The sequence below is a fragment of the Oceanobacillus massiliensis str. N'diop genome (assembly GCF_000285495.1).
Classification (GTDB): Bacteria; Bacillota; Bacilli; order Bacillales; family Amphibacillaceae; genus Oceanobacillus; species Oceanobacillus massiliensis.
Window position 1 is genome coordinate 873,611 of sequence record NZ_HE610976.1, and the last position, 26,132, is coordinate 899,742.

General features: G+C 42.5%; 23 protein-coding genes. 5 read left to right on the plus strand and 18 right to left on the minus strand.

Annotated features, from left to right (window positions below):
- Nucleotides 1-5 precede the first annotated feature (5 nt).
- The 10 genes from OMHG_RS04110 to OMHG_RS04155 all read right to left on the minus strand — a co-directional run bounded on the left by OMHG_RS04110 (nucleotide 6) and on the right by OMHG_RS04155 (nucleotide 8,918).
- Nucleotides 6-644 (minus strand): pentapeptide repeat-containing protein, encoded by a 639-nt coding sequence (locus OMHG_RS04110; RefSeq protein WP_010648562.1) that lies wholly within the window; start codon nucleotides 642-644, stop codon nucleotides 6-8.
- 36 nt (nucleotides 645-680) lie between these two features.
- A complete protein-coding gene (locus OMHG_RS04115; RefSeq protein WP_010648564.1) occupies nucleotides 681-1,469 on the minus strand; it encodes an ion transporter in 789 nt (262 codons plus the stop codon).
- A gap of 283 nt (nucleotides 1,470-1,752) precedes the next feature.
- Entirely contained in the window at nucleotides 1,753-3,009 is a 1,257-nt protein-coding gene (locus OMHG_RS04120; RefSeq protein ID WP_010648566.1) for a CYP152 family fatty-acid peroxygenase CypC, read from the minus strand.
- Between the two features lie 126 nt (nucleotides 3,010-3,135).
- On the minus strand, nucleotides 3,136-3,507 hold the full coding sequence (locus tag OMHG_RS04125; protein ID WP_010648568.1) for a Na+/H+ antiporter subunit G: 372 nt from the start codon (nucleotides 3,505-3,507) through the stop codon (nucleotides 3,136-3,138).
- Complete coding sequence (locus OMHG_RS04130) at nucleotides 3,485-3,769, minus strand: Na(+)/H(+) antiporter subunit F1 (protein WP_010648570.1); 285 nt, start codon at nucleotides 3,767-3,769, stop codon at nucleotides 3,485-3,487. The genes OMHG_RS04125 and OMHG_RS04130 overlap by 23 nt, the downstream gene beginning before the upstream one ends.
- On the minus strand, nucleotides 3,769-4,251 hold the full coding sequence (locus OMHG_RS04135; protein WP_010648572.1) for a Na+/H+ antiporter subunit E: 483 nt from the start codon (nucleotides 4,249-4,251) through the stop codon (nucleotides 3,769-3,771). Before OMHG_RS04135 ends, OMHG_RS04130 begins: the two co-directional genes overlap by 1 nt.
- Before the next feature lie 36 nt (nucleotides 4,252-4,287).
- A complete protein-coding gene (locus tag OMHG_RS04140) occupies nucleotides 4,288-5,766 on the minus strand; it encodes a Na+/H+ antiporter subunit D (protein ID WP_010648574.1) in 1,479 nt (492 codons plus the stop codon).
- Complete coding sequence (locus OMHG_RS04145; protein ID WP_010648576.1) at nucleotides 5,759-6,097, minus strand: Na(+)/H(+) antiporter subunit C; 339 nt, start codon at nucleotides 6,095-6,097, stop codon at nucleotides 5,759-5,761. Before OMHG_RS04145 ends, OMHG_RS04140 begins: the two co-directional genes overlap by 8 nt.
- Nucleotides 6,098-6,100: 3 nt before the next feature.
- A complete protein-coding gene (locus OMHG_RS04150) occupies nucleotides 6,101-6,523 on the minus strand; it encodes a Na(+)/H(+) antiporter subunit B (RefSeq protein WP_010648577.1) in 423 nt (140 codons plus the stop codon).
- Nucleotides 6,510-8,918, minus strand: coding sequence for a Na+/H+ antiporter subunit A (locus OMHG_RS04155; RefSeq protein ID WP_010648578.1), 2,409 nt, complete (start codon nucleotides 8,916-8,918; stop codon nucleotides 6,510-6,512). The genes OMHG_RS04150 and OMHG_RS04155 overlap by 14 nt, the downstream gene beginning before the upstream one ends.
- Before the next feature lie 618 nt (nucleotides 8,919-9,536).
- Here OMHG_RS04155 and OMHG_RS04160 point away from each other — a divergent pair.
- Nucleotides 9,537-10,217 (plus strand): adenine nucleotide alpha hydrolase family protein, encoded by a 681-nt coding sequence (locus OMHG_RS04160; RefSeq protein ID WP_010648580.1) that lies wholly within the window; start codon nucleotides 9,537-9,539, stop codon nucleotides 10,215-10,217.
- Nucleotides 10,218-10,314: 97 nt separating this feature from the next.
- On the opposite strand, the gene OMHG_RS04165 is transcribed toward OMHG_RS04160, so the two are convergent.
- The 3 genes from OMHG_RS04165 to desA all read right to left on the minus strand — a co-directional run bounded on the left by OMHG_RS04165 (nucleotide 10,315) and on the right by desA (nucleotide 13,181).
- Entirely contained in the window at nucleotides 10,315-10,914 is a 600-nt protein-coding gene (locus tag OMHG_RS04165; RefSeq protein ID WP_010648582.1) for a response regulator transcription factor, read from the minus strand.
- Complete coding sequence (locus tag OMHG_RS04170) at nucleotides 10,911-12,050, minus strand: sensor histidine kinase (RefSeq protein WP_010648584.1); 1,140 nt, start codon at nucleotides 12,048-12,050, stop codon at nucleotides 10,911-10,913. Before OMHG_RS04170 ends, OMHG_RS04165 begins: the two co-directional genes overlap by 4 nt.
- 93 nt (nucleotides 12,051-12,143) lie before the next feature.
- Entirely contained in the window at nucleotides 12,144-13,181 is a 1,038-nt protein-coding gene (gene desA, locus OMHG_RS04175; RefSeq protein WP_010648586.1) for a Delta(5) desaturase DesA, read from the minus strand.
- Between the two features lie 230 nt (nucleotides 13,182-13,411).
- Between desA and OMHG_RS04180 the strand changes: the two genes are divergently transcribed.
- Complete coding sequence (locus OMHG_RS04180) at nucleotides 13,412-14,044, plus strand: NUDIX hydrolase (protein WP_044476783.1); 633 nt, start codon at nucleotides 13,412-13,414, stop codon at nucleotides 14,042-14,044.
- A gap of 265 nt (nucleotides 14,045-14,309) precedes the next feature.
- Nucleotides 14,310-14,675 (plus strand): hypothetical protein, encoded by a 366-nt coding sequence (locus OMHG_RS18970; protein WP_010648590.1) that lies wholly within the window; start codon nucleotides 14,310-14,312, stop codon nucleotides 14,673-14,675.
- Between the two features lie 317 nt (nucleotides 14,676-14,992).
- Here the strand turns inward: OMHG_RS18970 and OMHG_RS04190 are convergent, their stop codons facing one another.
- Nucleotides 14,993-16,927, minus strand: coding sequence for an ATP-dependent DNA helicase (locus OMHG_RS04190; RefSeq protein ID WP_010648592.1), 1,935 nt, complete (start codon nucleotides 16,925-16,927; stop codon nucleotides 14,993-14,995).
- A 177-nt stretch (nucleotides 16,928-17,104) separates the two neighbouring features.
- Here OMHG_RS04190 and OMHG_RS04195 point away from each other — a divergent pair, with 177 nt between their 5' ends.
- Entirely contained in the window at nucleotides 17,105-18,331 is a 1,227-nt protein-coding gene (locus OMHG_RS04195) for an MFS transporter (RefSeq protein ID WP_010648594.1), read from the plus strand.
- Between the two features lie 205 nt (nucleotides 18,332-18,536).
- Here OMHG_RS04195 and OMHG_RS04200 read toward each other — a convergent pair whose 3' ends face one another.
- The 4 genes from OMHG_RS04200 to OMHG_RS04215 all read right to left on the minus strand — a co-directional run bounded on the left by OMHG_RS04200 (nucleotide 18,537) and on the right by OMHG_RS04215 (nucleotide 24,392).
- Nucleotides 18,537-20,012, minus strand: coding sequence for an acetyl-CoA hydrolase/transferase family protein (locus OMHG_RS04200; protein ID WP_044476785.1), 1,476 nt, complete (start codon nucleotides 20,010-20,012; stop codon nucleotides 18,537-18,539).
- A 168-nt stretch (nucleotides 20,013-20,180) separates the two neighbouring features.
- The gene (locus OMHG_RS04205) at nucleotides 20,181-20,825 is read right to left on the minus strand and encodes a LytTR family DNA-binding domain-containing protein (RefSeq protein WP_010648598.1); all 645 of its coding nucleotides are present in this window, start codon (nucleotides 20,823-20,825) and stop codon (nucleotides 20,181-20,183) included.
- A gap of 1,019 nt (nucleotides 20,826-21,844) precedes the next feature.
- A complete protein-coding gene (locus OMHG_RS04210; protein WP_010648599.1) occupies nucleotides 21,845-23,419 on the minus strand; it encodes an L-lactate permease in 1,575 nt (524 codons plus the stop codon).
- A 25-nt stretch (nucleotides 23,420-23,444) separates the two neighbouring features.
- A complete protein-coding gene (locus tag OMHG_RS04215) occupies nucleotides 23,445-24,392 on the minus strand; it encodes an L-lactate dehydrogenase (RefSeq protein WP_010648601.1) in 948 nt (315 codons plus the stop codon).
- A 426-nt stretch (nucleotides 24,393-24,818) separates the two neighbouring features.
- Between OMHG_RS04215 and OMHG_RS04220 the strand changes: the two genes are divergently transcribed.
- Complete coding sequence (locus tag OMHG_RS04220; protein ID WP_010648603.1) at nucleotides 24,819-25,880, plus strand: NAD(P)/FAD-dependent oxidoreductase; 1,062 nt, start codon at nucleotides 24,819-24,821, stop codon at nucleotides 25,878-25,880.
- Nucleotides 25,881-26,132: the final 252 nt, after the last annotated feature.

A 26,132-nucleotide genomic window follows, 5' to 3' on the forward strand; every position in this document is an offset into this window, starting at 1 on the left:
AACTTTTATTCTTTTATCCTAAGTCCCAGAAATTGGGCAAAACCTATTGCCTGCTCTGTATTAACGATACACCCCCGCAGACTTTCCAGTGATGCCTGCAGATTATGGAATGTGCAGCTGCTCAAGTCTACTCCATTTAATGATGTATTGGAAAAATTGACTTCATCCAATTCACAGTCACGAAAACCGACCTTTTGAAACTTGCATTCAAAGAAATCTCCGTTATTCAGTAAACATGCTTCAAACATGACATGCTTCAGTTTTGCAAATCCAAAAGAACTCAAATTTCCTTGGCAGCCAGTAAATAACACATTTGCGATGGTTGCGTCTGAAAAGTTAATACCAAGCATTTTAGATTCCCTGAACTCTACCCGATGAATGCTCCCCTCACTAAAATCTGAATTGGATAAATCACAATGATCAAAAACACAATCCGTCAATTCAATATTTTGAAATGAAACCTGCTCAAATACCACATTTTTAAAAATGACTTCATCAAATTTTATCCGGTGAACTTCCTCAGCACGTATGGTTTCCCCCTCGATTATGATCCGGCTATAGTAGGCATCTTCTCTATAATGAAAGGATTCAGCCGACAATTCAGCAGGGATTTTGGGGCGCTCGATTTTAAACTTCTCTGCCATAAGCTCACTTCCTTTATATGTTTTTGGTAGATTTATCTATTCTGTTTTCTTTTCCAATAATCTCTTAATATCCTTCAGCTCATTCTGCACTTCCTCAAGCTTTATATCTGTCGGGGTAGGCTTTTCTTCCCTGCTCGCTTCTTCCACGTTGTTTACCACAACTCCAACGAATAGGTTAATGATTACAAATGACCCGATGATAATAAATGTTACGAAAAACCACCAAGATGCAGGATCGTCAGCTAGAATTGGTCTCATCACGCCGCTGGCCCAGGATTCAAGCGTAATAACCTGGAAAAGAGATAAAAGAGAATCATGCAGGGTCCCAAAATATTCAGGTGCAATCGATTGAAACATCATCGTTCCAATAACAGCAAATATGTAAAAGAATATACCCATCAGCAATAGGATGGTTCCCATCGATGGTATTGTAAGCAAGAGTGCCCGGACCATTCGCCGGAGTGAAGGTATAACAGAAACGACTCTCAATACCCGAAGCACTCTTAGAATCCTTATAACAGTCACATAATGAGCTCCAATGAAGAGATACCCACTTGCCACTATCACAAAATCGAACACATTCCATGGATTACGGAAAAAGGAGGAAATGGACTTGCTTCCAATCAATCGAATTATGATTTCTACTGTAAAGATCCACAGTATGATCTGATCGGCAATGTTTATCCACTTGAAGTATGTTCCTGCAAAATATGGGTATGTCTCTAAGCCTACTAAGATGGCATTGATTACAATTAAAACAAGAATTGCATTGATAAAGATAGGATGTGCAGCAATCTCCGCACTTTTTTTCCTAAAATGGTTCATCGTAAACACACTCCTTCCAACCATATTTTACTTACTTGCAGAGAGTCTGTCATCTTTAGCAGTTATTATTTGGCATTCAGGTCTGTCAATCTAGTTAGGAAGATATATTTTTTCTATGGAAGATAAAATTTTTATCCAGAAGATATAGTTACTAGACGGAAGATATAACGTGTTTTTAGGCTGATATCTCTATTTCAAGTATCACTGCATTCCATTATCAAAAAAAAAGCAAAGGGATCTGGATGAACTTGATCCCTTTGCTTTATATTCATACATTGCCCAATCAGGCACGTCTTACATTTTCGATCAAAAACCTGCTCTTAGGAATCGTCGGCATTCTGAGCATGCTATAACTCAAATCCTGTGCCGGTACATCATAATCAATTTTACCGGTCAGATACTTAAGGCTTGTTCTCATCACCTGTACTGTTATCCATTCTCCTGCACAGCGATGCCCCATTTCAAAGTCGCCCCCGCCCTGTGGGATAAAATTAAATGGACTTCCATCCCATTCGGAAAATCGGTCCGGCCAGAAAACATCCGGATATTCCCATATTTTCGGACTATGGTTCGTCCCATAGAGATCAAGCAATACCATATCTCCTTTTTTGAAATGATAGCCGCTCCAGTTAAAATCTTTTCGTGCAAGGGCACCAAGGAATGGCCCAAAAGGATAATAGCGCCGTACCTCCTGAACGAACTTTTGGCTGTAATCTTCCTTATCGGCAATCAGCTTGTCCTGCTTTTCCGGATTCTCATATAAGGCTACTGCCCCAAACGTTACAAATCTGCCGATAGCTACAATCGGGCGCAATATATTGAGAATTTCAACCGCTGCCGTTTTAATATCAAGCAGATTCCCATTCAGGTCTTCATGCCATGCTATCTGATAGAGCGCGGTATCTTCATCTGCAGTAAGATTCCCAGTTCGAACCTGCCTGACGATATATGCTATCCACTTTTCCGACCTCGTCCTCGCTCTTCGTCCCTGCCAATGCCTTGGGCCAATTGCTCCAAATGCATCAATCATGGCACCAAGGTCTTTTGTTCTTAGCTCCAGATCTTTGGCCCATAAAGGGACACCTGCCCACCTGCAGGCAACACGGCACATGATTTCTTCTGCTTCATGGAAGAGAGCAACTGTATCCATGGCCTTCCACTTATCAATGGCAATTTCCCATTGCTCTTTCGTTATCTCGTCCAGTACATGCAATCGCTGCGGTTCCATAAGAGACATAAACATAGCCTTGCGATGACGGTGTGCTGCATCATCCAGCCCTTGAACGCCTCCTTCGCCAAAGAGACTTTTCTCGATTCGGCCCGGCACAACACCTTTACGCTTAAAAAGTTCTGTATCATAGAAAAGTTCCGCCGCTTCTTCACCACTGATGCAGATTGCCTTTTTACCAAGTAACCGTGTTTCGAATATTTCCGTGTCATACTGACGCATTCGATTTGGAATGTATTCATACCCTTCCTTCAGCAATTCAATCGTATGGTCCAGACCTTCTTCTTTAGGGATAGCAGTTGTAGAACCCATATACACAAACTCCTTCTAAACCTTTTTGAATAGTTTTCCCAACTTATCCACAGATGAAACAGAAATGTATGAGCAAAAGATTTTCATTCCTAAATGTAAAAAGGCAAGCAACCTTATTAAAGTAGATTACTTCCCTTTTTCATTCTGCTTATTTCTTAGAACTTCTTCCAGTTCATCTTCTACCGTCGCTTCAGCCATCTCCACATCTGCCCGATACGCCGCCCTTATAATTAAATGGCCTGCCAGTGGGGCAGTTAAAAATACAAATACAATGCCTAAAAGGAGTCGTACACTATAAAAGCCCTGTTCCACGGCAAAGTGGAGAAATGCTCCGAGAAGGGTGAGCATTACCGCCAAGGTGGAGCTTTTCGTTCCGGCATGTGATCGTGTATACACATCCGGAAATCGAATGATTCCAATGGCACTGATAACTGCCATTATGGAGCCTATGAGCATCAGTAATGCTGCGATAAATTCAATCGTCCCGCTTATGGTCAATGATGACACCCCTCTCAATGTATTTGGAGAAGGCAACCGTACTAATAAAGGCAAGTATCGCCAAAATCAGGATAACCTCCAAGTATGCTTTTGTGCCTTGCAGTACAGAAATAATGGCTATAGATGATACAAGCATAACCCCAATCATATCAATGGCAACAACCCGATCAGGCAAACTGGGCCCTATCATGATTCGGTAAGCGCTAATAGCAATTGCGACTCCATATAGGGCAAGGGCAGTAAGCAACATCACTTCTATCATTATCTTGTCACCCCCATGATCGCCTTTTCGAATTTATCCAATGATCGAAGCAGCATAACCTTTGACTCTTCCACATCCATTGCATGTATATAAAATGCATCTCCTTCAGGTGTCACTTCCATCACAACAGATCCCGGAGTCAATGTTAAAAGCAGGGCGAGAGCTGTGATTTCCCAATCGCCCCGCAGATCTGTTTCATATTTAAAAATACCTGGCTTGATTTGAATTTTGGGACGAAGAATGTGCTTGATAACAAATACACTGGAATGAAATAATTCTACATGAAAAATGAACAGCATCTTTATTAGCGCGAAGAAACGGCTTAGGTAGAATCGTTCACCGAAGAAGCGATGCATTAGAAATACGATGACAACTCCGACCAGATAACCCATTACCAATGTAGTGAATTTCAATTCATCTTCATCACTGATCAATGTCCAGAGTACGGCGATAAATACGTTCAATAAAAATTGGGCCGGCATACCGGATGCACCTCCATTTTATTTATAGCGGTTGTGTCAATCATCCAAAATCGCATCGATATAAATCTGCGGATTCATTAAAGTGCTTGCCGCATCCCCTACATAGTCTGCCAATGCCTCGGCACCCATTCCCAATCCAATCGTTCCAATGGCAAGCAGGACACACGGAATAAGCCAGCCTCTTTTCATTGGGACTTCATCCTCTTTACTGATGATTGTTTCACCCCAAAAGCTGTTCAGGAATACACGCAGCAGCGAATACAGTACAAAGATACTGGAGATGAATGCCAATGCTGTCAATATATAGGAATCTGCCTCAATTGCCCCTTGGCCAATCAATACTTTTCCAATGAACCCGCTTAAAGGAGGAATCCCTGCAAGCGATAGCATGACAATAAAGAAAATCCAGCCAAATAATGGATAGTTTCGAATCAATCCACTCATGTAATCAATTCTTGTTTCACCAGTCACTTTAATCATCGTACCGGCAAGCAGGAACAGAAGCGCTTTGACTATCATGTCATGCATCAAATAATAGATTGTTCCCTCCATCGCCGCTTGAGTTGATACAGCCAGCCCCACTAACAGAAAGCCGACAGCAATTACAACATTATAGCCGACGATCTGCCGAATATCTTTATAGGCAATCGCACCAATGCTCCCTCCTATCAGCGTCAAACCGGCCAATACTCCGATGAAACCATGTGTTATGGATGGTTCATGATAAAAGAGCAATGTGAACATACGTATCATCGCATATATTCCAACCTTTGTGAGCAGTGCCCCGAACAATGCAGCTACAGCAGTTGGCGGCACGCTATAGGATCCTGGAAGCCAGAAATAGAGCAGTAATCCGGACTTCAATGCAAATACCGTCAAGAAGACAATACTGATGACGGTCAATAGCGGAGTCTGACCGGATTCGGCTATTCGCTGCGATAAATGGGCCATATTCAGGGTTCCCATCGTCCCATATAGATAAGCGATAGCGATTAAAAATATCCAAGATGACAGTACGTTGATTACCACGTATTTTATGGACTCTTTCAGCTGCGACTTTTTCCCTCCCATTGCCAAAAGCACATAGGAAGCTAATAACATCACTTCAAAACAGACATAGAGATTGAACAGATCCCCTGTCAAAAATGATCCGTTAACACCTGCAACTAAAAAGTTAACAAAAGAATAGAAGAACATATTTTCATAACTTTTTCCAATCGAGGAAAAGGCATAAATCAGACAGATGGCAGTAACGACACTCGTTGTTAGAACAAGCAGCATGGAGAATGAATCTGCCACGAATAATATTCCAAACGGCGGTTCCCACCCTCCAAAATCAAGTCTGATAATTCCATCTGTTTGAATAAGGTTTAATATATATACTGCAATACCACCATTGGCTGCCATCACAATTAGACTGATCCATCTTTGCGCCTTTACATAAGGACGCAGGAAAATCAAAATGATACCAGTAAGAATCGGAAGGACCATGGGCAGTACGATAATATTATTCATGTTTCGGACCTCGCAATTCATCCAGTCTGCCTGTTTCCGTTTCCTGATATGTACGATATGCTAAAACAAGCAGCATCGCAGTAACCGCAAAGCTGATAACAATGGATGTTAATATCAGCGCTTGCGGGAGAGCATCAACAGGACCGCCGACGCCTTCCTCCAAGACAGGCACACTGCCATTTTTAAGCTTTCCCATCGTCATAATCAATAAATGGGCTGCATGTGAAAGCACTGCTGTTCCAAGGATAACCCTGATCAGACTCCTCGAGAGAATCAAGTAGGTAGCGACCGTTACTAATACACCTGTCAGGATGGTGATTAACGTTTCCATGGCTTACACATCCTCACTAATACTTTGAATTATCGTCACAACAACTCCCACCACAACGAGCGCTACCCCCGCTTCGAATATGGTTACCGTAGTCAGTTCTGTTTTTCTGAAAAAAGGAAGGTCAAAATAGGCGAAAGATTGACTTAAAAAAGACACACCGAATACCAATGATCCCATACCAGTTCCCACAGAAAGCAATGCACCGAATGCTGCTACTTTTTTGAAGTCGACCGGGATGGCATCCTGTACGGTCTCGATATCATAGACAATAAAAAGCAATACGAGTGCAGAGGCAAGGACAAGTCCTCCTATAAAGCCCCCTCCTGGCCTGTGATGTCCAGACAGAAACAAATAAATAGCTAAGGTAAGGATGATGAAGACAACAATCTTAGATACGGTTTTCAAGATAACATTATTGATCTTCAATACTTTCATCCTCCTTCTTAGCCTTTAGTTTGATGAAGGTAAACACACCAATTCCAGCGATAAGAAGTACGATTACTTCGAGCATGGTATCGAATGCCCGAAAGTCTCCCAGAATGGAGTTTACGATATTCTTTCCTCCTGCAAGTTCATAGGAATTCTCGAAATAGCTGGAGATTGAATCAAATAAATTACCATTTTGAACCGCAAGTGCAACAACAGTAAATACAACCCCCACCAGAATGGAAATGATGAAATTAATATTTCTCGACTTTCGGGGAGCATCTTCTTTTCTCCATTCAGGCAGAAAATAATAGGCAACAAGGAACAGTACAGTGGTAACCGTCTCAACTACCGTTTGTGTCAAGGCAAGGTCCGGGGCGCGGAAAAGCACAAAAAACGCCGCCACCCCATAGCCTAGGATACTGTTTAATACAATTGCGGTCAGCCTGGATTTTGCAAAAAGAATCGAAACAACGGCACAAATCATGACAAATACAAGAATCCACTCAAAGCTTGTGATAGGTGCATTGCCGGAAATCTCAAATTTATATGCCCCTGTATAGATAAGTGTGCCGCCAATAGCAAGAATAAAGAATGAGTAGATATATACAAGATAATTCCTTAAATATCCATTCATGTAGAAATTTGTCACAATGGTCGATCGCCCTTCCATCTGATCAAGCATGAACCTGTAAAGGGTATTAAATGACCATTTCGCGGGGAAAAGTGTATAGACAATCGACCAGTATTTTTTCGTTAGATACAAAACAGTCCCTAACACGATAATACCTACCGTCATCCATAATTCCATATTGAAGCCATGCCACCTCGAGACATGAACACCGATATCCGCCGTTGTTGCAAGAGTTGGGTATACACCGGACATGGCCGGATTAATAAGATACTCTCCCAGCACATTAGGGAAAAAGAAGATGCCCACTACCAGGACCGCCAATATCCCCGGTGCAATCAGCATACCGGCTGGAGGTTCTTTTGCCGGACGCTCCAGCTTTTCTTCCTGATAGGGACCAAGAAAGGTTTTGAAAACAATGATTGCTGAATAGACAAAAGTAAATATGCTCGCTACCCATGCCAATATTGGAATCAAGGCACCCCACGCATCCAAAGAGAAAAAGCCGGCGTCACCAATCGTCAGGGCGGCAGTAAAGAACATCTCTTTGCTTAAGAACCCATTAAATGGCGGTATCCCCGCCATAGAGAAGCTTCCGATCATCGCAATCGAAAATGTAACCGGCATTAAGGTAATCAGACCGCCAAGCCTTCGTATGTCACGTGTGCCCACCTCATGATCGACAATCCCAACCACCATAAACAGCAAGCCTTTAAATGTGGAATGGTTTATCAGATGGAATAGTGCGGCAAATGTAGCCTGTGTGTAGATGACCGATTCCTTCGAGTAATCAAAATAAAGTGCAGCAGAGCCGATGCCGAACATGCTCATAATCATGCCAAGCTGACTGACAGTGGAGTACGCCAGCAATGCCTTCAGATCGATTTGGCGGACGGCATGAAAGGCACCCCAGAAGAGCGTGAACAGTCCCACTCCTGTTACTGCCCAGAACCATATTCCTTCGCCACCATATACAGGAGTAAATCGGGCAACAAGATAGATACCTGCTTTTACCATTGTTGCAGAATGCAAGTAGGCACTGACAGGCGTCGGAGCTTCCATTGCGTCCGGAAGCCAAATGTGAAATGGAAATTGAGCGGATTTTGTAAATGCACCGAGCAGCAGCAACAGCATCGCGGGAATGAAGAGATTATGCTCAGTGAAGCTTCCAGCAATGGATATAACCTCTCTGATACTCCATGTGCCTGCCATGACATAGATCATGATAAATCCAATGAGCATTGCAATACCGCCTGTTACGGTAATCAGCATTGACTTTTTGGCACCATCCCTCGAACCTTTACGCTGGTACCAAAAGGCAATCAGCAGGAATGAGGAGATACTCGTCAATTCCCAGAATACATAAAGCACCATCATATTATCCGACATTACGACACCGAGCATGGCACCCATAAACAGCATCAAATACGTATAAAAACGGCCTAAGGACTCTTTGGACGACAGATAGAAAACCGAATAGAATATCACAAGTGAACCAACACCTGTAATCAAGAGTCCAAGAATCAGACTGAGACCATCCAGATAGGCAGTAAAATGAATCCCATAAGAGGGAATCCAGCTAATCGTATGGAGAAAGGTTTCTCCATACGATACTGCAGGGATGAAACTCAAAAGATAGGCAAATAATGCCATTGAAACCGAAAAGGCAATCCAGCCAATATGTATCGATAATTTTTTATATAAGAAAGGAATAATTGCAGCTGCAATAAATGGAATCATTATTGCGATATTCAACATCGGCAAGTTCTAACCTCCAATCAAGATTACACCGTTCCAGCTTAGTCATCTGCACGCCATTCCATGCAACGGATCCCAATTTATAACAAGCAGGGGTTGGATACACCAAGGATAATAATATGAAAATAAAGGTCCTAACCCCTGGCCTGGACCACTATAATACGGTTTAGTGAAAAATGAATTTACGATTAGTGGAATGAAAAGGTGTGCGAGATTATGCTCGCAGCTGATGCCATCCATTAAAAGGAGAAAACATTTACGGAATTTCAGATGGAAAGTTGGTTTGCTTTCCTCAATTAAATTATACAGGATAATGAGGCTTAACGCACAAATTACGGTTAAAGCGGATTAAAATGTCTACTTAACTGGAATAAATAATTTAAATCACGTATGCTATAAGGAATTAATAGATATGTTAGTGGATTTTTTCATATAGGGTTCACGAATGGGGCATAACGTGTTAGAATGATACAGTTTCAAAAGCAGATACAGTGGATTTCCACTTTATATTGTTTCAGCGGTACAAACCGGTATACATCTTCCATGATCCAGGCCCTGCCAGGATAATGATCTGTTGGGACCGGATAAAACGTTAATGAATATTTTAAGAGGTGAAAAACCGTTATGAAGAAAATCAGAGGACGGATGGACGAAAGTATTCTCGTTTGTGTCTACTATGGCCCAAACGGAGAGCGATTAATTAAACGTGGCCATAAACTGGCTCAAATCATGGATTGCCCGCTATATGTTCTCACGGTTGATGCATTGCCATACGACGAGTTTGATGCAGAAAAATCAGGCTATGTCGAACGCTGGAAGGAATTATGCGAGGAATTGGATGTAGAGGATTTCATTATTCGGGATAACGAAAAGCGCACGTCCGTAAAAGCAATCGCTGAAGTGGCCCATAACCATAACATCACACAAATCATAGTCGGCCAAAGCCCGCAAAACAGATGGGAAGAGATTACAAAAGGATCTTTTGTCAATGTATTGTTACGTGAAATGTCCTTCATCGATATCCATATTGTATCGATCGATCGGACACTTAAAAGCGCGGATGAAGGTGCAGCCTTTGAAAAAGGGGTACGCGGATTCCTGCAGAAAGATGAAGACAATACGTATCGGTTAAGCTTTGCCAGATCAAAAGATAATCTGTATGAGGGCATTTTCTATAAAGAAATTGGTACCGACTTTAATAATGGCGTCTTTAAATTTGTTAATCATAAAGGGAAAACCTGCCAAGTCCACGTCACAAAGGACGTAATCGCAGACGAACTGAAAGAACCACCAAACGTAAAATAAAAACACAGGCACCATCACAAGATGGTGCCTGTCACTTCCCGAATTTTGTCATATTTTGTCGATTATGGCGTGGAGCTGCCAGCATGATGCCATCCGGCTATTTGAACCATCCTTTATCTTTTAGTTTGGAAATCGCTTCAATTCGGTTGCTGACATGCAATTTATCCATAATTGCTGATACATAATTCCGTACCGTTCCATTGCTCAAATAGAGCTGCTTGGAAATTTCTTTTGTATTTTTTCCGTCGGCAATCAACTTCATGACTTGCTCCTCACGTTCTGTCAATGGATTTTTTTCTCCATAAACCATATCCATTAATTCAGGTGCATATATTTTCCGTCCATCGATTATTCTGCGAATGGAGTCTGCCAACTCTTCGCTCGGGCTGTCTTTAAGCAAATACCCGCTTACATTGGCCAGGCGGGCCCGTTCAAAGTAACCGGACCGGGCAAATGTCGTTAACACGATAACCTTACAGGCCGATTCCTTTAACTGTTCAGCTGCATCAAGCCCTGTTTTAACAGGCATTTCAATATCCATTATGCAAATATCAGGCTCATGCTGCTTTACCAGATCCAACGCTTCCTGGCCATTCCTTGCTTGGCCGACAACTTCCATATCTTCTTCCATATCAAGCAGTGCACCTAAGGCCCCGAGCAGCAGACGCTGATCTTCAGCTATTACAATCCGTATCATTTTGTGGATTCCTCCTGTTCCTTTTGTTGAATGACACGCGGGATCTGCAGGATAAGAATTGTGCCGTTTAATGTACTCATTTTCAAGTTTCCGTTCACGAACTCCAGTCTCTCCTTCATACCTAAAATGCCATTTCCTTCTTTGTACTTAGCCTTATCCTTCAAGCCCGTCCCGTTATCTTTTATTTTCATTAACCATTTATCGGATGATTGATCGATGGATATCCAGCAAACAGTAGCCCCGCTATGTTTTACAATATTCGTAACGGCTTCTTTCATGCACATGCTTAGTACATTTTCCACCAGCAATGGTGTATCTTCCAGCTCTGGCTTGCCTTCAAGCCGGAACTCTATTTGCGCAGCAGACAAAAGCTGCCGAACACGAATCATTTCATCTTTTAATTTTGTCCCTTTCATATCGGCAACCAGTTCACGAACCTCTTTCAATGCCATCCTCGCTGTATGGTTGATATCTTTTATCTCTGATTTGGCCGCTTCTGGTTTGGCTTCCACTAATTTACCTGCCAGATCGCTCTTCAATCCAATCAATGAGAGCTTTTGACCTAATGTATCATGTAAATCACGCGCAATTCGCTCCCGCTCTTCCAGTATAAGCAACTGTGCAATCTTCTCATTCGCATCTTCCAGCTGGTCTTCCAGCTTTTCCCGTTTGTTTCTGTTAAACATGTTAATTGGGAGCAGTATCACACCAATTACACAAATGATTACGAAGGGAAGCTGAGGCATCAAGACTTGGCTCTGTGTATAAAAGCCGACCATAATTGCTGCTATTGTTGTAACAAGATGAACAATATATAATGTAATAAATCCAGCTTTATTCTGGATGCTGCCAATAAAAAAAGCCAGAAATAGTGAAAAATAAACGTAGCCAATATATAAGGTCATCCCTATATTTATGGCTATTTCGATTCCTACCGAGACATAAACTGTCCAGCCTTTTTTTATAAAAGCCAATCGATAGGCGACGAAAAACAAAAAAATCATGAAAATCCCAGCAATAAATTCAGCCGGTGCTGTGGAACGAAATATAAAGTAAAACGGCAACAGACAAAAAGCTATCCATGCGAACAGGCTCAACCCTGTATTCTTCGGAAAAATATGATACCAATGCTGCAACAGAATCTCCCTCTCCCCATGCGTCATTTCTTTTTATAGTATAACAAAAACCCTCCATATGAGATATGGAGGACGGAAAGCCGTTTAATTTTGTTAGGTTGATGCCCTTGAACCTTTCAAGCTAACTTTTCCCTTGCGCTGAAGTGCTTTAAATTCCTTAAAACTTATAAACGTTCTCGTAGCCTGATCATACAATCTGAATCGAATCGATTGCAGACTTGTTTTTAAAGTAATCGTTGTTGCCTGGTGCAGTGGCGGTGTCGATTCATGCGCCTTTTCCAAATTATAGTTCGGGACCCTCGGACTTAAATGGTGGACATGATGATATCCAATGCTGCCTGTGAGCCATTCGATAGCTTTGGGAAGCTTGTAATAAGAACTTCCATCAACAGCGGCCTTTACATAATCCCATTCGTCTTCGTTTTCGAAATAGGAATCCTCAAATTGGTGCTGCACATAGAATAACCAAATTCCTGCGGCTCCGGCAATAAAGAGAATCGGGAGCTGTATAGTCAGAAATGCCTGCCAGCCAATCGCCCATATCAGCAATGCGTAGATGATTGCGATGGATCCATTGATAATATAAGTATTGTTGCGTTCTTTAGGCTTGGCACCTTTCCGGTTGAATCGATTGGAAACCAAGAATAGATACACCGGTCCCAGACCAAACATTACAATTGGGTTTCGGTAAAGCCGATAGCTTAATTTGCCCCATAAGGAAGCTTCCTTATACTCTTCCACCGTCATAACCCAAACATCACCGGTTCCCCGTTTGTCGAGATTACTGCTTGTTGCATGGTGGATGGAATGATCCCTCTTCCACTTTTCAAAGGCAAAATGGGTGATGACTCCAGTAATGGTGCCCACAATCCGGTTCGCTTTTGCATTCTTGAAAAATGACATATGTGTACAATCATGGAATATAATAAAAATCCTTACCACAAATCCTGCTGCCACCACAGATAAAGCTAATGACAACCATATGGAAATGGATAGACTCTGATAGGATAGGAACCAAAGCAGGATAAACGGTACGATGGAATTAATCAGTTGAATGATACTTGCTCTTGTATTTGAGCTTGCATAAGGCGCAACGCTTTTTCTTAGTTCAGCTTGTTTCTTTTTACTCATATCTTATCCTCCTAATATAGATGTTTACTTTACTCTATTTTAAGAAAGATCGTTGATTATTATAAGTCATAAACGTCATGAATATATATGACAAATGTCATCTTCTCCATGTAAGGCAAAAAAGCAACAACCTACCCATTCGACAAAAACCGGGAAGTGACAGGCACCTCAAAGAATAATAGAATGGGGGTAGGGAGTTTTTATGGAATGGAGGCAGGTTTAGAATGGAAATGGATCCAGCTAAAATCATTGCTCAATTAAAAGGGCGAGTACCATCTATTATGGGGCATGAAAATTTCAGAAAATCCGCTGTTTTGGTTCCACTTATTGAGGTAGGAAGCGAAACCCATATACTATTTGAAGTTCGTTCCTTGAACATGCGCAGCCAGCCTGGTGATATCTGCTTTCCTGGCGGGAGGATCGATCAGGAAGATAAGGATCCGAGACAGTGCTCGATCCGGGAAACGACAGAGGAGCTGGGAATCAGCGGTGATGACATTCGTGATGTGATCCCGCTTGACTATGTTGTAAATGACCTAGGCAGAATCATTTACCCATTTGTCGGGAAGATTACCAGGCCAGAAAGGATTATCCCAAGTGAAGCCGAAGTTGAAGAGGTGTTTACTGTGCCGCTCTCCTATTTTTTAGACACAAATCCAGAGACATACAAAGTTAACTTCCAGGTTTCGCCAGAAGATGATTTCCCCTATCACTTAATTGTCGGCGGTGAAGACTATAACTGGCAGGTACGCCATATTAATGAGCTGTTTTATCAATATGACGGGAAAGTCATATGGGGATTAACCGCCAAGATCCTGACACACTTTATCAGTTTAATAAAAAATGATGAAAAAACATCCTGATTCGGCATAACGGGATCCGATAAGGGAGAGAAACAACAGAATTAGAATATAATTTGGCAGACTAATCCGCATAACGATTTGGTCTGCTTTTATTTGGGTGATGAAAAAGAGAAATAATAAGCGATTGCTCAAACAACTTGGATTAGAAGAGTTGGAGGTGAAAAAAAGGATATTTTATACTTGAGATGAAGTATCGAATTCTGGATGTACTGATTGTAACCAAATTGCTCGAATAAGCGACTAAATGCATAAAGGAGGGGCTATTTTGAAAATAAAAAATTTAGTAGCCTTAACAATCCTCATCGCATTATTTTCAATAATCACTGGCTGTTCAAGTGCCAGCAATCAAAACTCGTCAGCAGACTGGGCTTATAGTTTTGTCGTATGGAACGGCAATATATACAAGGTAGGCGATGAATATGCTGAAGCAGTAGATAAGGAAATCGGTGAAGTAACAAAGTATTTAGATATGGAGGGAACATACTCTGGAAACTTCTCCAACAAGTATGCAAAAGGAACTAAATACTTTTCCATTAAAGATATTGGTACCGATGAAGCCATTGCCGTTAAAGAACAAGATGGTACATATAGAAAGGCAATAAACCAAGGTAAATACGGTGAAAGGAAATAAAAAATGACATTGAATATTCAATGCTATTTATGCTAATTTTACTGTGATATTTTAGTTCCGAATAGGGATACTATCTAACCTTCTAATTGCATTTTTCTCTCCCTAAACAGACCGCGTTAGCTTCGGCCAGGTTGCTTTTTTAATCTGTATGGTTGGGATTTTCTTTACAGTTGAGTAAGGGTCAGATGAACACCAATAGATTTAATGCCAGCATCTGCAATAATCGGAGCCATACTTGACATTAACCTCACCGTTCCATCGACAAGCATACTAAAAGCACATGGGAAGCTGACCTCCCATGTGCTCGCTCTATCTGTTTATTGGTTCCACTTCATCTGAACGGGAAGCACACTTGTAATCTTTTCCTGATACACCTCATGCTCAACCGCTGTCATCCAGATTTGGATGGTGCCATGATCCTGATTGGTCCGGATCAGACGGCCGATTCCCTGTCGAAGGCGAAGCAGCATATAGGGTGCGTCTACCTCCCCGGCTGGATCTGCCGCATGATTCCGTTTTGCCTGAAACACCGGATCCTTTGGCGGGAATGGCAGGGAGGAAATAATCACTTGTGTTAACGCCTCTCCAGGTACGTCAAGTCCTTCCCATAAATGATGTGCACATAATACAGAAGACTCCACATTCTGGAATTTCTTTACCGTTTCACTGATCTCCAGATCCCCTTCGTAAAGCAGTTCGAATGGCCATTCCTGCTGGAGACTCCAGTCCCGGAATTGATTCATCTCTTCCGCTGTCGAGAACAGAATTAGTGAACGTCCTTGGTTATCCAATAACTGACTGCCGATCTTTTCCCATTTGGACGTCGGCGTCTCCTCTATATGCCCATTAATCTGCATTTCACTTTCGTAATCGAACGGGGACTCAACCGACATCGAGTCATATTTATCAATCCCCAGACTCCCAGCCAGATAAGAGAAATCGCCGCTCTGCGATAAAGTTGCAGAAGAGAAGATAAATGGAATCTTCTGCGAGAACACTTCTTTTTTCAAGACTTCTTCCACTAGGCGGGGCATAATTACCAGGCTTGTTGTTGTTTCATTTTCTTCTAGCCAATAGATCCCCTCATCATCTTTCAGTAAAATCGTAAGTCCATAAGAGAAAAATTCCAGATACTCCTCAATGATCTTCGTATGGTATTCATCCATTGTAAATAGCTCCGCATCAAACACCAGCTGTTCCAGCAGCTGCTGGACCATCTCATTTAAGCGTTTAGCCATTTGCAGCATAGCTTCTGATCTCGGCAGCTCCTGTCGATTGGATCCCTCTACCTCTTTTGCTGTATCCCCAAGCAGTTCGAACCATTCATCGTTCAATGCCAGGATGTCCTCGACAAGCAGCAGCGACTCCTCCCGCACATCCTGCCCCATATATCCTGTAAGAACATTGGTTAGGTTTTCAAAATTAAAGCGGTAGGTCAATCCCTTTTGGGCGGAAAATTCCAGTAAATGGCCTTCATCGAAGACAACAGAACTCGCTTCAGGAAGCAATGGCATTTGTCCTTCACGTTTGCGGGACTCCTTCGTCCAGACATGTTCCATATAAAAGTCATGGGAACAGATAATGATGTCCTTTGCATGGCGATAATATTCTCTGTTCAATGTTTGACCACTGCGATGCCTCCAATCACAGGTGGAGCATTGCTGCAATGGGTCCCAGGCAATTTCCCCCCATTTCCCATCAGGTACCCAAGGATATTCCTTCCGATCCCCGTAACGTTCAAACGACTTCATTGTTGCACTCGTATCGAAAACAAATTCCGGTATCTCGTCGTGGACTCTAAGAATATCCTCATCATCTGTCTTATCCGCAAGGGGGTCGAGTTTTTTAATGCAGACATAATTCTCTCTTGCCTTCGCTAAACGGACATCGATTTCGAGACCAAGTGCTTGTTCAAGCTTCTCAATATCTCCGCCCTTTTTCACCAGCTGTTCAATCAGCGTCTCATCCGCACAGGAAATAATGGCAGGCTTCCCTTTATAGCGGGCATAACAGATTGCGTACAGCAGATATACAAGCGTCTTCCCAGTACCCACACCCGCTTCGGCAAATATCGTGCTTTTATTTTTAAAGGCCTGTTCGAGCTGAAAGGCCATATATATTTGTTCATCACGTAGTTCATAACCCTGTTCAGGCAATATATCATAGAAGACATCCCCGATATAATCCCCTAATCGGTCAAAGAAATTTTCAGTTTTGGAAACGGTAAATGGCAATGAAGCATCTCTTGTCATAGTAAACTCCTCTTTAACTTGAATAAGCTTTCATACTAGCATAATATACAATTCTACTGCAAACATTGGCATTGAAACTATGAAAAATGATTGCTATTTATTTTTTCAATTGTACAATAACATTATAGCGCAAAACATTGAATTACATATCGAATTGTACCGAAAGAAGGGAACCTGATGGAAAAGGCGCTCACAAAAAAACCAAAAGCGCAATCTGACAATCAAACAATATATTCTATTTTATTTATTATCGGAACATGTCATCTTTTAAATGACTCGCTGCAAGCTGTAATTCCAGCAATGTTTCCCATATTGGAAAATTCACTGGGACTTACATTCACACAACTGGGTTTCATTGCTTTTACACTTAATATGGTCTCTTCTGTCATGCAGCCATTTGTCGGACTGTATACGGACAAGCATCCCATTCCATATGCCTTGCCGATTGGTCTGACAAGCAGCATGTTCGGCATGCTTGGTCTGGCATTGGCACCTAATTTCTGGACGATTATCGCAAGTGTCTTCTTCATTGGGATGGGTTCCGCCATTTTTCATCCAGAAGGCTCCCGTGTTGCATACCTAGCTGCGGGAAACAGAAGAGGACTTGCCCAGTCCATCTACCAGGTTGGCGGGAATTCCGGTCAAGCGCTGGCACCTGTCATCACGGCTCTGATTCTCGTTCCATTAGGACAATTTGGTGCAATCTGGTTCACTTTCATCGCTTTTCTTGCCGTTCTCTTCCTTTCTTATATCGCTAGATGGTATGCTGGGAAAATCAGAGAATTCGCCAGCCAAAAGGACGGCAGCAAAGCAGTTAAGACCAATATAAACATTTCCAGCTCGATTAAGGCGGCACTGACAGTACTTGTCTTTATTGTGTTTGCCCGTTCTTGGTATGCGGCGGCAATTTCCAATTTCTATGCCTTTTACGCCATTGAGAGCTATGGACTGACCATTGGGAAATCGCAAGTATATATCTTTACCTTTTTAGCAATGGGCGCAGTCGGCACACTATTAGGCGGTCCTTTAGCAGATCGGTTCGGAAAAAGAAATATCATTCTATTCTCGCTTATCGCTGCTGCCCCGTTGACATTGCTGTTGCCATATGCCGGTCCCATCAGTGCGATTATTCTGCTTGCCGTCATCGGACTGATATTGATGACCAGCTTTTCCGTTACAGTCGTCTACGCACAGGAACTGGTTCCCGGCAAGATTGGAACAATGTCCGGACTTATTGTAGGATTGGCATTCGGGATGGGCGCAATTGGCTCTGTGGCGCTCGGTTCTTTAATCGATCTGTTCGGCTTGACGCCAACGATGATTAGTATCTCATTGTTACCATTATTAGGATTTTTAACATATTTATTGCCATCCGATGAAAAAGTTAGACAGTGGTATGCATAGTTTTATCAAATTGTCCGCTTTATAAAAGTACAAAAAAACATGAGAAGTCTGCCCACTTCCCATGTTTTTTGTTTCTTAATATTTGTAACCCCTTTTGTTGCCTAGTAAAGTCGAAAAGCAACCTCATTAAAGCTGGAACTTTCCTCTGCCCCTATAACCATTCACTCTAAATAAATTTCGACAAAATTCGGGAAGTGACAGGCACCTACCATGTTACGGTTTGGCGCATGGTGCCTGTTTCTTTGAAATTAGTATGCCATGAGAATGCCTTCTCGAGTACATGAGGGGTCTGCCCGCCCCGCTCAAGTGCTTCGTTATAGTATTCCCATAGCTGCTCCCGGTATATCGGATGTGCGCAGTTTTCAATAAGCAATGGCACACGCTCTCTTGGAGCCAATCCGCGCAGATCGGCATAGCCTTGTTCGGTGACAATGACATCGACATCATGTTCTGTATGGTCCACATGGGAAACAAATGGAACAATGCTGGAGATGTCCCCGTCCTTAGCGATTGATTTCGTTACAAAAATCCCCAGACGGGCATTACGAGCAAAGTCGCCAGAACCACCAATACCGTTCATCATGTTCGTCCCGCAGACATGTGTGGAATTTATATTTCCATAAATATCAAACTCCAATGCCGTATTGATGGAAATAAGCCCAAGCCTACGGATGATTTCCGGCTGGTTGGAGATTTCCTGCGGCCGTAAGATAAGCTTATCGCGGTATTTACCAAAGTTACGGAAAACCTCTTCCATTTTCTCGTCGGAGAGTGTCAGTGAACATGCCGATGCGAATTTTACTTTGCCCGCATCGATTAAATCGAAGACTGCATCCTGCAGCACCTCTGAATAGACTACCAAATCTTTAAACTCTGAATCTACCATGCCATGGAGCACAGCATTGGCAACAGATCCGATTCCCGACTGAAGTGGCATCAATGCTTCGTTCAGTCTGCCGGCACTGACTTCCGATCTTAAAAATTCCAATAGGTGATTGGCCATCATTTCTGTTTCTTCATCAGGCTGAACAATTGTCGATGGGGAGTCCATTTGATGTGTGAAAACAATCCCTCTCACTTTCTCCAGGTCCAGCGGGATTCCAATTGTACCAATTCGCTGATCGGCTTTAGTCAATGGAATCGGTTTTCGTTTCCCCTGCTTTTCCGGATTGTAAATATCATGCAGTCCCTCCAGCTCTTCCGGCTGTGCCGTATTCAGCTCAATAATGATATTTTCGGCTGTCTCGGCAAAAGAGGCAGAGTTTCCAACAGATGTGCTTGGAATCAGCATGCCATCTTCCGTAATAGAAATCGCTTCCAAAATAGCGTAATCCACACGATCTATTATATCGGCCCGCAATAACTCAGAAGTATGCGATAAATGCTGGTCCACAAATAGGTGCTCTCCAGTATTAATCGCTTTTCTCATAGAAGGTTCCGCCTGAAAAGGAAGGCGCTTATTAACAATACCTGCTTCAGCAAACATCTTATCAATATTTGAACCAAGTGAGGCACCTGTATAAACATTCACCTTAAACCGCTCTCCCTGCTCCGCCCGTTCGACGAGAGCTGTCGGCACAGCTTTTGCATCCCCTGCCCGGGTAAAGCCGCTCAGCCCCAATGTCATCCCATCCTTGATCCATGATGCTGCTTCTTCTGCAGAAACCACAAGATTTTGCATCCTTACATCATGTATGCGCTTTAATTTTTCTCCCAACAAGGATCACCCCTCTAAATTAACAGCTATCATCCATTTTAACTGACTTTTCAAATTAATGGGGAGATATGGAAGGAAAGATAAAAAAACGGTACGAAGGCATGAAAATATCCGATAAAGCAGCATATATTTTTAAAATCCAAGGAGTTTTCGGAAATAGCTGGAATAGGATTGGCTGACAGGTATGCGAATGTTGTTATCAAGGTCCAACAAAAAAGTTGAATGTGTATCAGGATAGATTTCCTGAATATGATTCACATTTACGATAAAAGATCGGTGGCATCTGATAAAATGATCCCGAGGCAATATATACTCAAACTCCTGTAATGAATTTGTATGCAAGCCGGAAAATCCTTCCGATATAACATGCGTTTTGCGATCCTTTGCTTCTAGATATTTTACTTTTTCAAAAGGAATCGGCTTCCATCCATCATCTGTTTTAACCGTGATAACAGATTTTCCTTCCGTGAAAGCAGGATAGATGGCCAGGACACATCCTTCGAGCTGATCCTCATAATGAAATGGAACTGCCATTCCGTGATACGGGACACCAAATACATTTCGAGTGATGAATTCAGAAACCTTCTGCTCCGATTCAATGGCTTTATAGGCAAGCGTTCCTGTTTTTATCGGGTCTCCCGGTTCGATCTTCAAGTCAATCCGCTTACTTGGACGATAATATATGTATTCTTCGGCAGTCGCTACAGCAATGGAAATTTCATCTGAAAATAATTCACCAATTACATTTAAGAGAGAGCTCAGACTTAATTTTTGCATCGTTTAACTCCTTTTGTCGATATCTGTCATTATAGCATGAATCTCCCTCTTCAAAAAAGATGAACCCCTCTCCCAGTGGGGGAAAATTAAAAAGAACCAGTGCAGCACCCAGTCTGGTTCTTGTCTCATTTTCAGTTAGGCTGTTGTCTCAAAGTTTGATGTTTTTACATAAAATATATAAAATGCGACGTACCAGCAACAGCCGATTTCCACTACGAGCAGTCGCTTTCTGCGGCGGGCTCTCTCAGCTTCCTCGTCGGGATTTTCAACTGTTGCTTTTCCCGCTGTACCTTCTTGGCTTCTACCAACCCTCTTAAATTATTTAAGGATTTATTAAAATACAATCGAATATGAAAAAAACTCAATAAATACGATAACTGCTTCGGCCGATTTCCGCTCCGGGCAGTCGCTTTCCGCGGCGGGCGCTCTCAGCTTCCTCGGAAGAAACCCACTTCCTGCGGGATCTTCAGCTGTTGCTTTTCCCGCTGGAGTCGACTGCCCTGCACTCCAATCAATTAGCCTAATAATCGAACATCAGTAATTTGATTCAGAAAGCCAAATCACAACGCAGGAAATACACGGAGACTCCTGCGGGAAAGCGAAGACGATGAGACCCCACAGGGAGCGAACTTTGCGAGCGAGGAGGCTCAGCGCGAGCCCGCGGAAAGCGCAGTGTATTTCCGGAGTGGCGATTACCACACTATAATTTCTATAAATAATTGACAGGGCAACATAGAAATGGGGAAATTCACTTTGGCTTTTTTATCTTCAGAAAAAGCGAAGACGCTAAGACCCCACTAGATGCACCTACGTCTGCCAGTAACGCTTCGAAGCTGGCTTCCTCGGTGCAAGGGAACAAGGAAGTAAACGCAAGTAGTACCCTGGCTTAGTGCGAGCCCACTGAAAGCGTAGTGTATTTCCGGAGTGCGGATAAAGCACCAATGATTTCTAGTTATGTCGCAGTTTTTATCAAATACAGTGTTAGAAATAACAACAATACCTACGAAAAGGGCCTTCGGTTAAAAGAAGAACGATAGTACGAAGGTCCATATGCAAACAAATACCAATAGACCAAAGCTGTATTTCAATGTCATTCTGGTCAAAGCAGCTTCCTGGCCCGTTGCCCCGACAGCTGCGGTCGCGATGGCAATCGATTGGGGCGATACCAGCTTCGCCATGACACCTCCTGCAGTATTGGCTGCAACCAATAAGGAAGGGTTTGTGCCGATGATATGTCCTGCAGTAGCCTGAATGGGCGCAAACAAAGTGTTATTGTTTACAACAGAACCGGTCATAAACACTCCTATCCAACCAAGAATCGGAGACAACAATGGGAAGACCTTGCCTGTGGTAGCGACGGCTTCACCCAATGTAACGGTCAATCCACCATGTGTCATCAATTTTGCAATGCCCAGAATCGCACAGATCATCAGGATTGGAATCGCGAATTCTTTAATGGCTGTTTGCCAAATTTCAAATCCCCGCCTAAAACTTAGTGACTTGGTTGTCGCTATTGTAACGAGTGCAGCAAGCAGAATGGCTGTACCTGTAGCTCCAATCAGATCGAGAGTCACTCCAATCGATGACCCCGGAATCGTAAATGCCAGTTTGGTAGATTCCAATGCACCACCTGCAGTAAATAATCCTTTAAAAGCTGGTATGCTCCAGATTAGCACAAAGATCGTAAGTGTATAAAATGGTGACCATGCCTTCAGCATATCTCCTACAGAATAGGTTTCTGCCTTTAGTGCGGCAGCTTCACCCATTACAAATATATGCTTTGGCTGCCATTTTTTCAGAAACAGGGCAAGTATCCCCATTGCGAATAACGAAGGAATGATATCAGCTAATTCCGGACCGATAAATATGGTAATGAGTCCTTGTGTAACGGTATAGGCTGTTGAAGTTACCAGGATTGCCGGCAGCACTTCTTTTATACCTTTGAACCCATCTATCAGCCATATTAATAGAAATGGAATCGTAAAATTAATGATTGGCAGTGTCCATGCAGACATGATGGAAACCTGCATGGAAGTTACCCCGTCAAGTCCCAATGTACCTGTAATGGCAACGGGAATCCCAATTGCCCCGAATGCCCCGGAGGCACCATTTGCAATGAGACAAAGCATCGCTGCCTGCAATGGCCGGAATCCCAGTGATATTAACAGGACAGCACAGATGGCAATTGGGACACCGAAACCTGCAGCACCCTCGAGGAACGCATTGAAGCAGAATCCGATCAGCAGCAATTGCAGCCGCTGATCTTGAGAAATGCCGACAATACTACCACGTATAATATCGAATTTCCCGGATTCGACCGCTATTTTATATAACCAGACCGCCATGACAATAATGTAACCGATTGGGAAGACCCCTTGTATGGCACCTTCCGCAACGCTTCCTATCGACTCCCCAACCGGCAGTTTGAACACTATCAGGACGATTAGGAATGTTACCAGCAGGTTTAGGAGCGCAGCATGTATTCCTTTCATTTTAAATACCGTTAGACACAATAGGAACAACAGAATGGGAATGGCGGCAACGATTGCCGAGACTGCCAGATTATTAAATGGATTCATTTGTTCTGCAAGCATATTAATTCACCCTCCAATGGTGCTGTTAGCGATCGGCGGTGCTTTCCCAGAATGGACTTTGAATTTCTTTAAGCGTTTCTATAGAATGGGTAAGCTTTTCTTTCTCCGCATCGTTTAATGGGATCTCAATAATTCTGCTGGCCCCTTGCCTGTTAATCAGTGTTGGAACACCGGCATATACCCCATCATGGCCGTATTCGCCCTCTAGTAAAGCACCAACCGGCAAGACAGCATCTTCATTTTGTAAAATTGCCCTTGTGATTCTGGAAAGTCCGGTAGCAATTCCGTAATAGGTTGCCCCTTTGGCTTCAATTATCTTATAGGCTGCATCACGAACCTGCACAGACAGTTCTTCTTTTCTGGCATCGGTCAATTCAGCCGCAATTGGAATCCCTGATATACTTGCTGAACTCCATGCTGCCACCTCTGAATCACCATGTTCTCCGATGATATATGCATTGATGCTTGATGGTGATACGCCAAACTCATTCGCTAGCAGATAACGGAATCTAGCTGAATCAAGGATTGTACCTGAACCAATGACTCGCTCTTTCGGCAGTCCAGAGAACTTCCAAGTGGCATATGTCAGAATATCTACTGGGTTTGTTGCAACAAGGAAGATACCATTAAAGCCGGATGCCATCACATTTTCAACAACGGATTTGAATATTTTCATGTTTTTATCGACCAGCTGTAATCTCGTCTCTCCAGGTTTCTGGGCCACACCGGCACAAATCACCACGATTGCAGCGTCCTTACAATCTTCATAAGTTCCAAACTTTATTTTCATCATACTGGGTGCATAGGCAATCCCATGATTTAAGTCCATTACATCTCCGTTAGCTTTTTCGGCATTTAAATCAACGAGAACCAATTCATTACAAATCCCCTGGTTCATCAAGGCGTATGCGTAGCTTGATCCAACAGCACCCGTCCCAACTAATACCACTTTGTTTCCTTCTGTATAATTCATAGCGCATGTCCCCATTTCTTTTTATTGTGAAATAATTCACATATGCACGCAAAAAAATAACTGGTGTTTAAAATTTTGATTTCAAGTTTACTTTTTATAATTGTGGTTTATTTCACAAACTTATTGTACAACGCTTCAAACAAATAATCAAGCATTTATGGAAAATTTATTTACCATTCACATTCTCTACATTAATCCTTTCAGCTTCTAGCTTCCTGTAGGCAGGACTGTAAGTGTATTACAGGAAGGCTGATTCAAGAGAACGGGTAATTTATCGCATGAATGAAGATTCAACGACACCGATTTCTTGGATTTGCATATGCGAACAATCGATTCGTTCATTCTACTAATGACAGTTTCGACATTATTTGATAATCTAATAGCAGAGTAACTGTGAAGCCGTTTTAAATCATAGGGGGTAAATGCATGAAAAGAATCGTTATTATTGGGGGAGGATATGGCGGAATTAAAATTCTGGCAGGATTGCTTGACCAGCCATTACCCGAAGATATACAAATCACCGTAGTTGACCGAAATCCATTTCGTTCATTAAAAACAGAATTTTATACCATTGCAGCGGGCACGGCTGCAGATCAGGATGTAAGGGTCGATTTCCCAAAAGATCCACGTGTAAATTATGTTTTTGATGAAATTAGCATGATCGATACAAGCAAAAATCAACTATTATTCAAGGATTCAGAAAGATCCATTCCATATGATTATCTAGCTATAGCGGTTGGATGCGAAGATAATTATCATGGTGTTCCAGGCGCCGAAGAATTTACAGAAAGTGTACAAACATTTGCTAAAGCCAGGCATACAGGGGTTGCGATAGGAAACTTGAAAGCATATGGAAAGGTTTCCATTGTTGGTGCTGGCCTCAGCGGAATTGAAGTTGCATCAGAAATAAGAGAAAGCCGCCCCGATCTTAATATTCGTCTGCTTGATCGCGGCAGTACGGTTCTAAAAGCATTTGACTCTAAAATTCAAAACTATGTAGAAGAATGGTTTGTCAAAAACGATGTAGACGTTCTCCATCATTCAAATATTGAATATGTGGAAAAAGATGGTGTCTGCAATAATGGTGTTTGTTTTATTAATGATGTGACTATCTGGACCGCGGGCGTCCAGCCAAACCGCCTTGTAAGAGAGCTGCCTTTCACGAAAGATATTCAGGATAAGATTGTCGTAAATGAGTTTTATCAAGTCCCGGAAAGTCAAAATATTTACGTGGTCGGAGATTGTGCGTCAAGCGAATATTCCCCCAGTGCACAGCTGGCAGGACTGCAGGGAGAACAGGTGGCAGAGGTTTTACTGGCTGTTCTGAAGGACAAAGAGCCAAAGAAACCAAAAGCCTTGAAACTGAAGGGTACTCTTGGTTCACTTGGAAAATCGGACGGTTTCGGCAATATGGTCAAAACACCAATGACCGGACTGCTGCCAAGACTGGCAAAATCAGGAGTGCTATGGCTCAGCAAACGTCATTAATCGAAAGGAACGGACTGGATTCTGACCATCAACAAAGCAGAAACGGAGCGGCCGTTTGACTGCAGCGATGGATATCGGCTCCACTCCTCCACTTTATATGGTCATGATAAAGAAATAGGAATCGGCACATAGCCGGTTCCTATTTCTTTACATACAATTAATCTGGAATTTATACTCCCTTAAAGCTTTTGAGCTATGCTGAAGATAAGAACTCATTCCTTATCGGAGGTGTGTCCAATGCGCTTTCTTGCA

Excerpts from the sequence above, each read along its gene's own strand:
- OMHG_RS04110 (WP_010648562.1), bottom strand. The coding sequence starts at position 644 with ATGGCAGAGAAGTTTAAAATCGAGCGCCCCAAAATCCCTGCTGAATTG.
- OMHG_RS04115 (WP_010648564.1), bottom strand. The coding sequence starts at position 1,469 with ATGAACCATTTTAGGAAAAAAAGTGCGGAGATTGCTGCACATCCTATC.
- OMHG_RS04120 (WP_010648566.1), bottom strand. The coding sequence starts at position 3,009 with ATGGGTTCTACAACTGCTATCCCTAAAGAAGAAGGTCTGGACCATACG.
- OMHG_RS04130 (WP_010648570.1), bottom strand. The coding sequence starts at position 3,769 with ATGATAGAAGTGATGTTGCTTACTGCCCTTGCCCTATATGGAGTCGCA.
- OMHG_RS04135 (WP_010648572.1), bottom strand. The coding sequence starts at position 4,251 with ATGCCGGCCCAATTTTTATTGAACGTATTTATCGCCGTACTCTGGACA.
- OMHG_RS04140 (WP_010648574.1), bottom strand. The coding sequence starts at position 5,766 with ATGAATAATATTATCGTACTGCCCATGGTCCTTCCGATTCTTACTGGT.
- OMHG_RS04145 (WP_010648576.1), bottom strand. The coding sequence starts at position 6,097 with ATGGAAACGTTAATCACCATCCTGACAGGTGTATTAGTAACGGTCGCT.
- OMHG_RS04160 (WP_010648580.1), top strand. The coding sequence starts at position 9,537 with ATGAAGAAAATCAGAGGACGGATGGACGAAAGTATTCTCGTTTGTGTC.
- OMHG_RS04165 (WP_010648582.1), bottom strand. The coding sequence starts at position 10,914 with ATGATACGGATTGTAATAGCTGAAGATCAGCGTCTGCTGCTCGGGGCC.
- desA (WP_010648586.1), bottom strand. The coding sequence starts at position 13,181 with ATGAGTAAAAAGAAACAAGCTGAACTAAGAAAAAGCGTTGCGCCTTAT.
- OMHG_RS04180 (WP_044476783.1), top strand. The coding sequence starts at position 13,412 with ATGGATCCAGCTAAAATCATTGCTCAATTAAAAGGGCGAGTACCATCT.
- OMHG_RS04190 (WP_010648592.1), bottom strand. The coding sequence starts at position 16,927 with ATGACAAGAGATGCTTCATTGCCATTTACCGTTTCCAAAACTGAAAAT.
- OMHG_RS04195 (WP_010648594.1), top strand. The coding sequence starts at position 17,105 with ATGGAAAAGGCGCTCACAAAAAAACCAAAAGCGCAATCTGACAATCAA.
- OMHG_RS04200 (WP_044476785.1), bottom strand. The coding sequence starts at position 20,012 with ATGCAAAATCTTGTGGTTTCTGCAGAAGAAGCAGCATCATGGATCAAG.
- OMHG_RS04205 (WP_010648598.1), bottom strand. The coding sequence starts at position 20,825 with ATGCAAAAATTAAGTCTGAGCTCTCTCTTAAATGTAATTGGTGAATTA.
- OMHG_RS04210 (WP_010648599.1), bottom strand. The coding sequence starts at position 23,419 with ATGCTTGCAGAACAAATGAATCCATTTAATAATCTGGCAGTCTCGGCA.
- OMHG_RS04215 (WP_010648601.1), bottom strand. The coding sequence starts at position 24,392 with ATGAATTATACAGAAGGAAACAAAGTGGTATTAGTTGGGACGGGTGCT.
- OMHG_RS04220 (WP_010648603.1), top strand. The coding sequence starts at position 24,819 with ATGAAAAGAATCGTTATTATTGGGGGAGGATATGGCGGAATTAAAATT.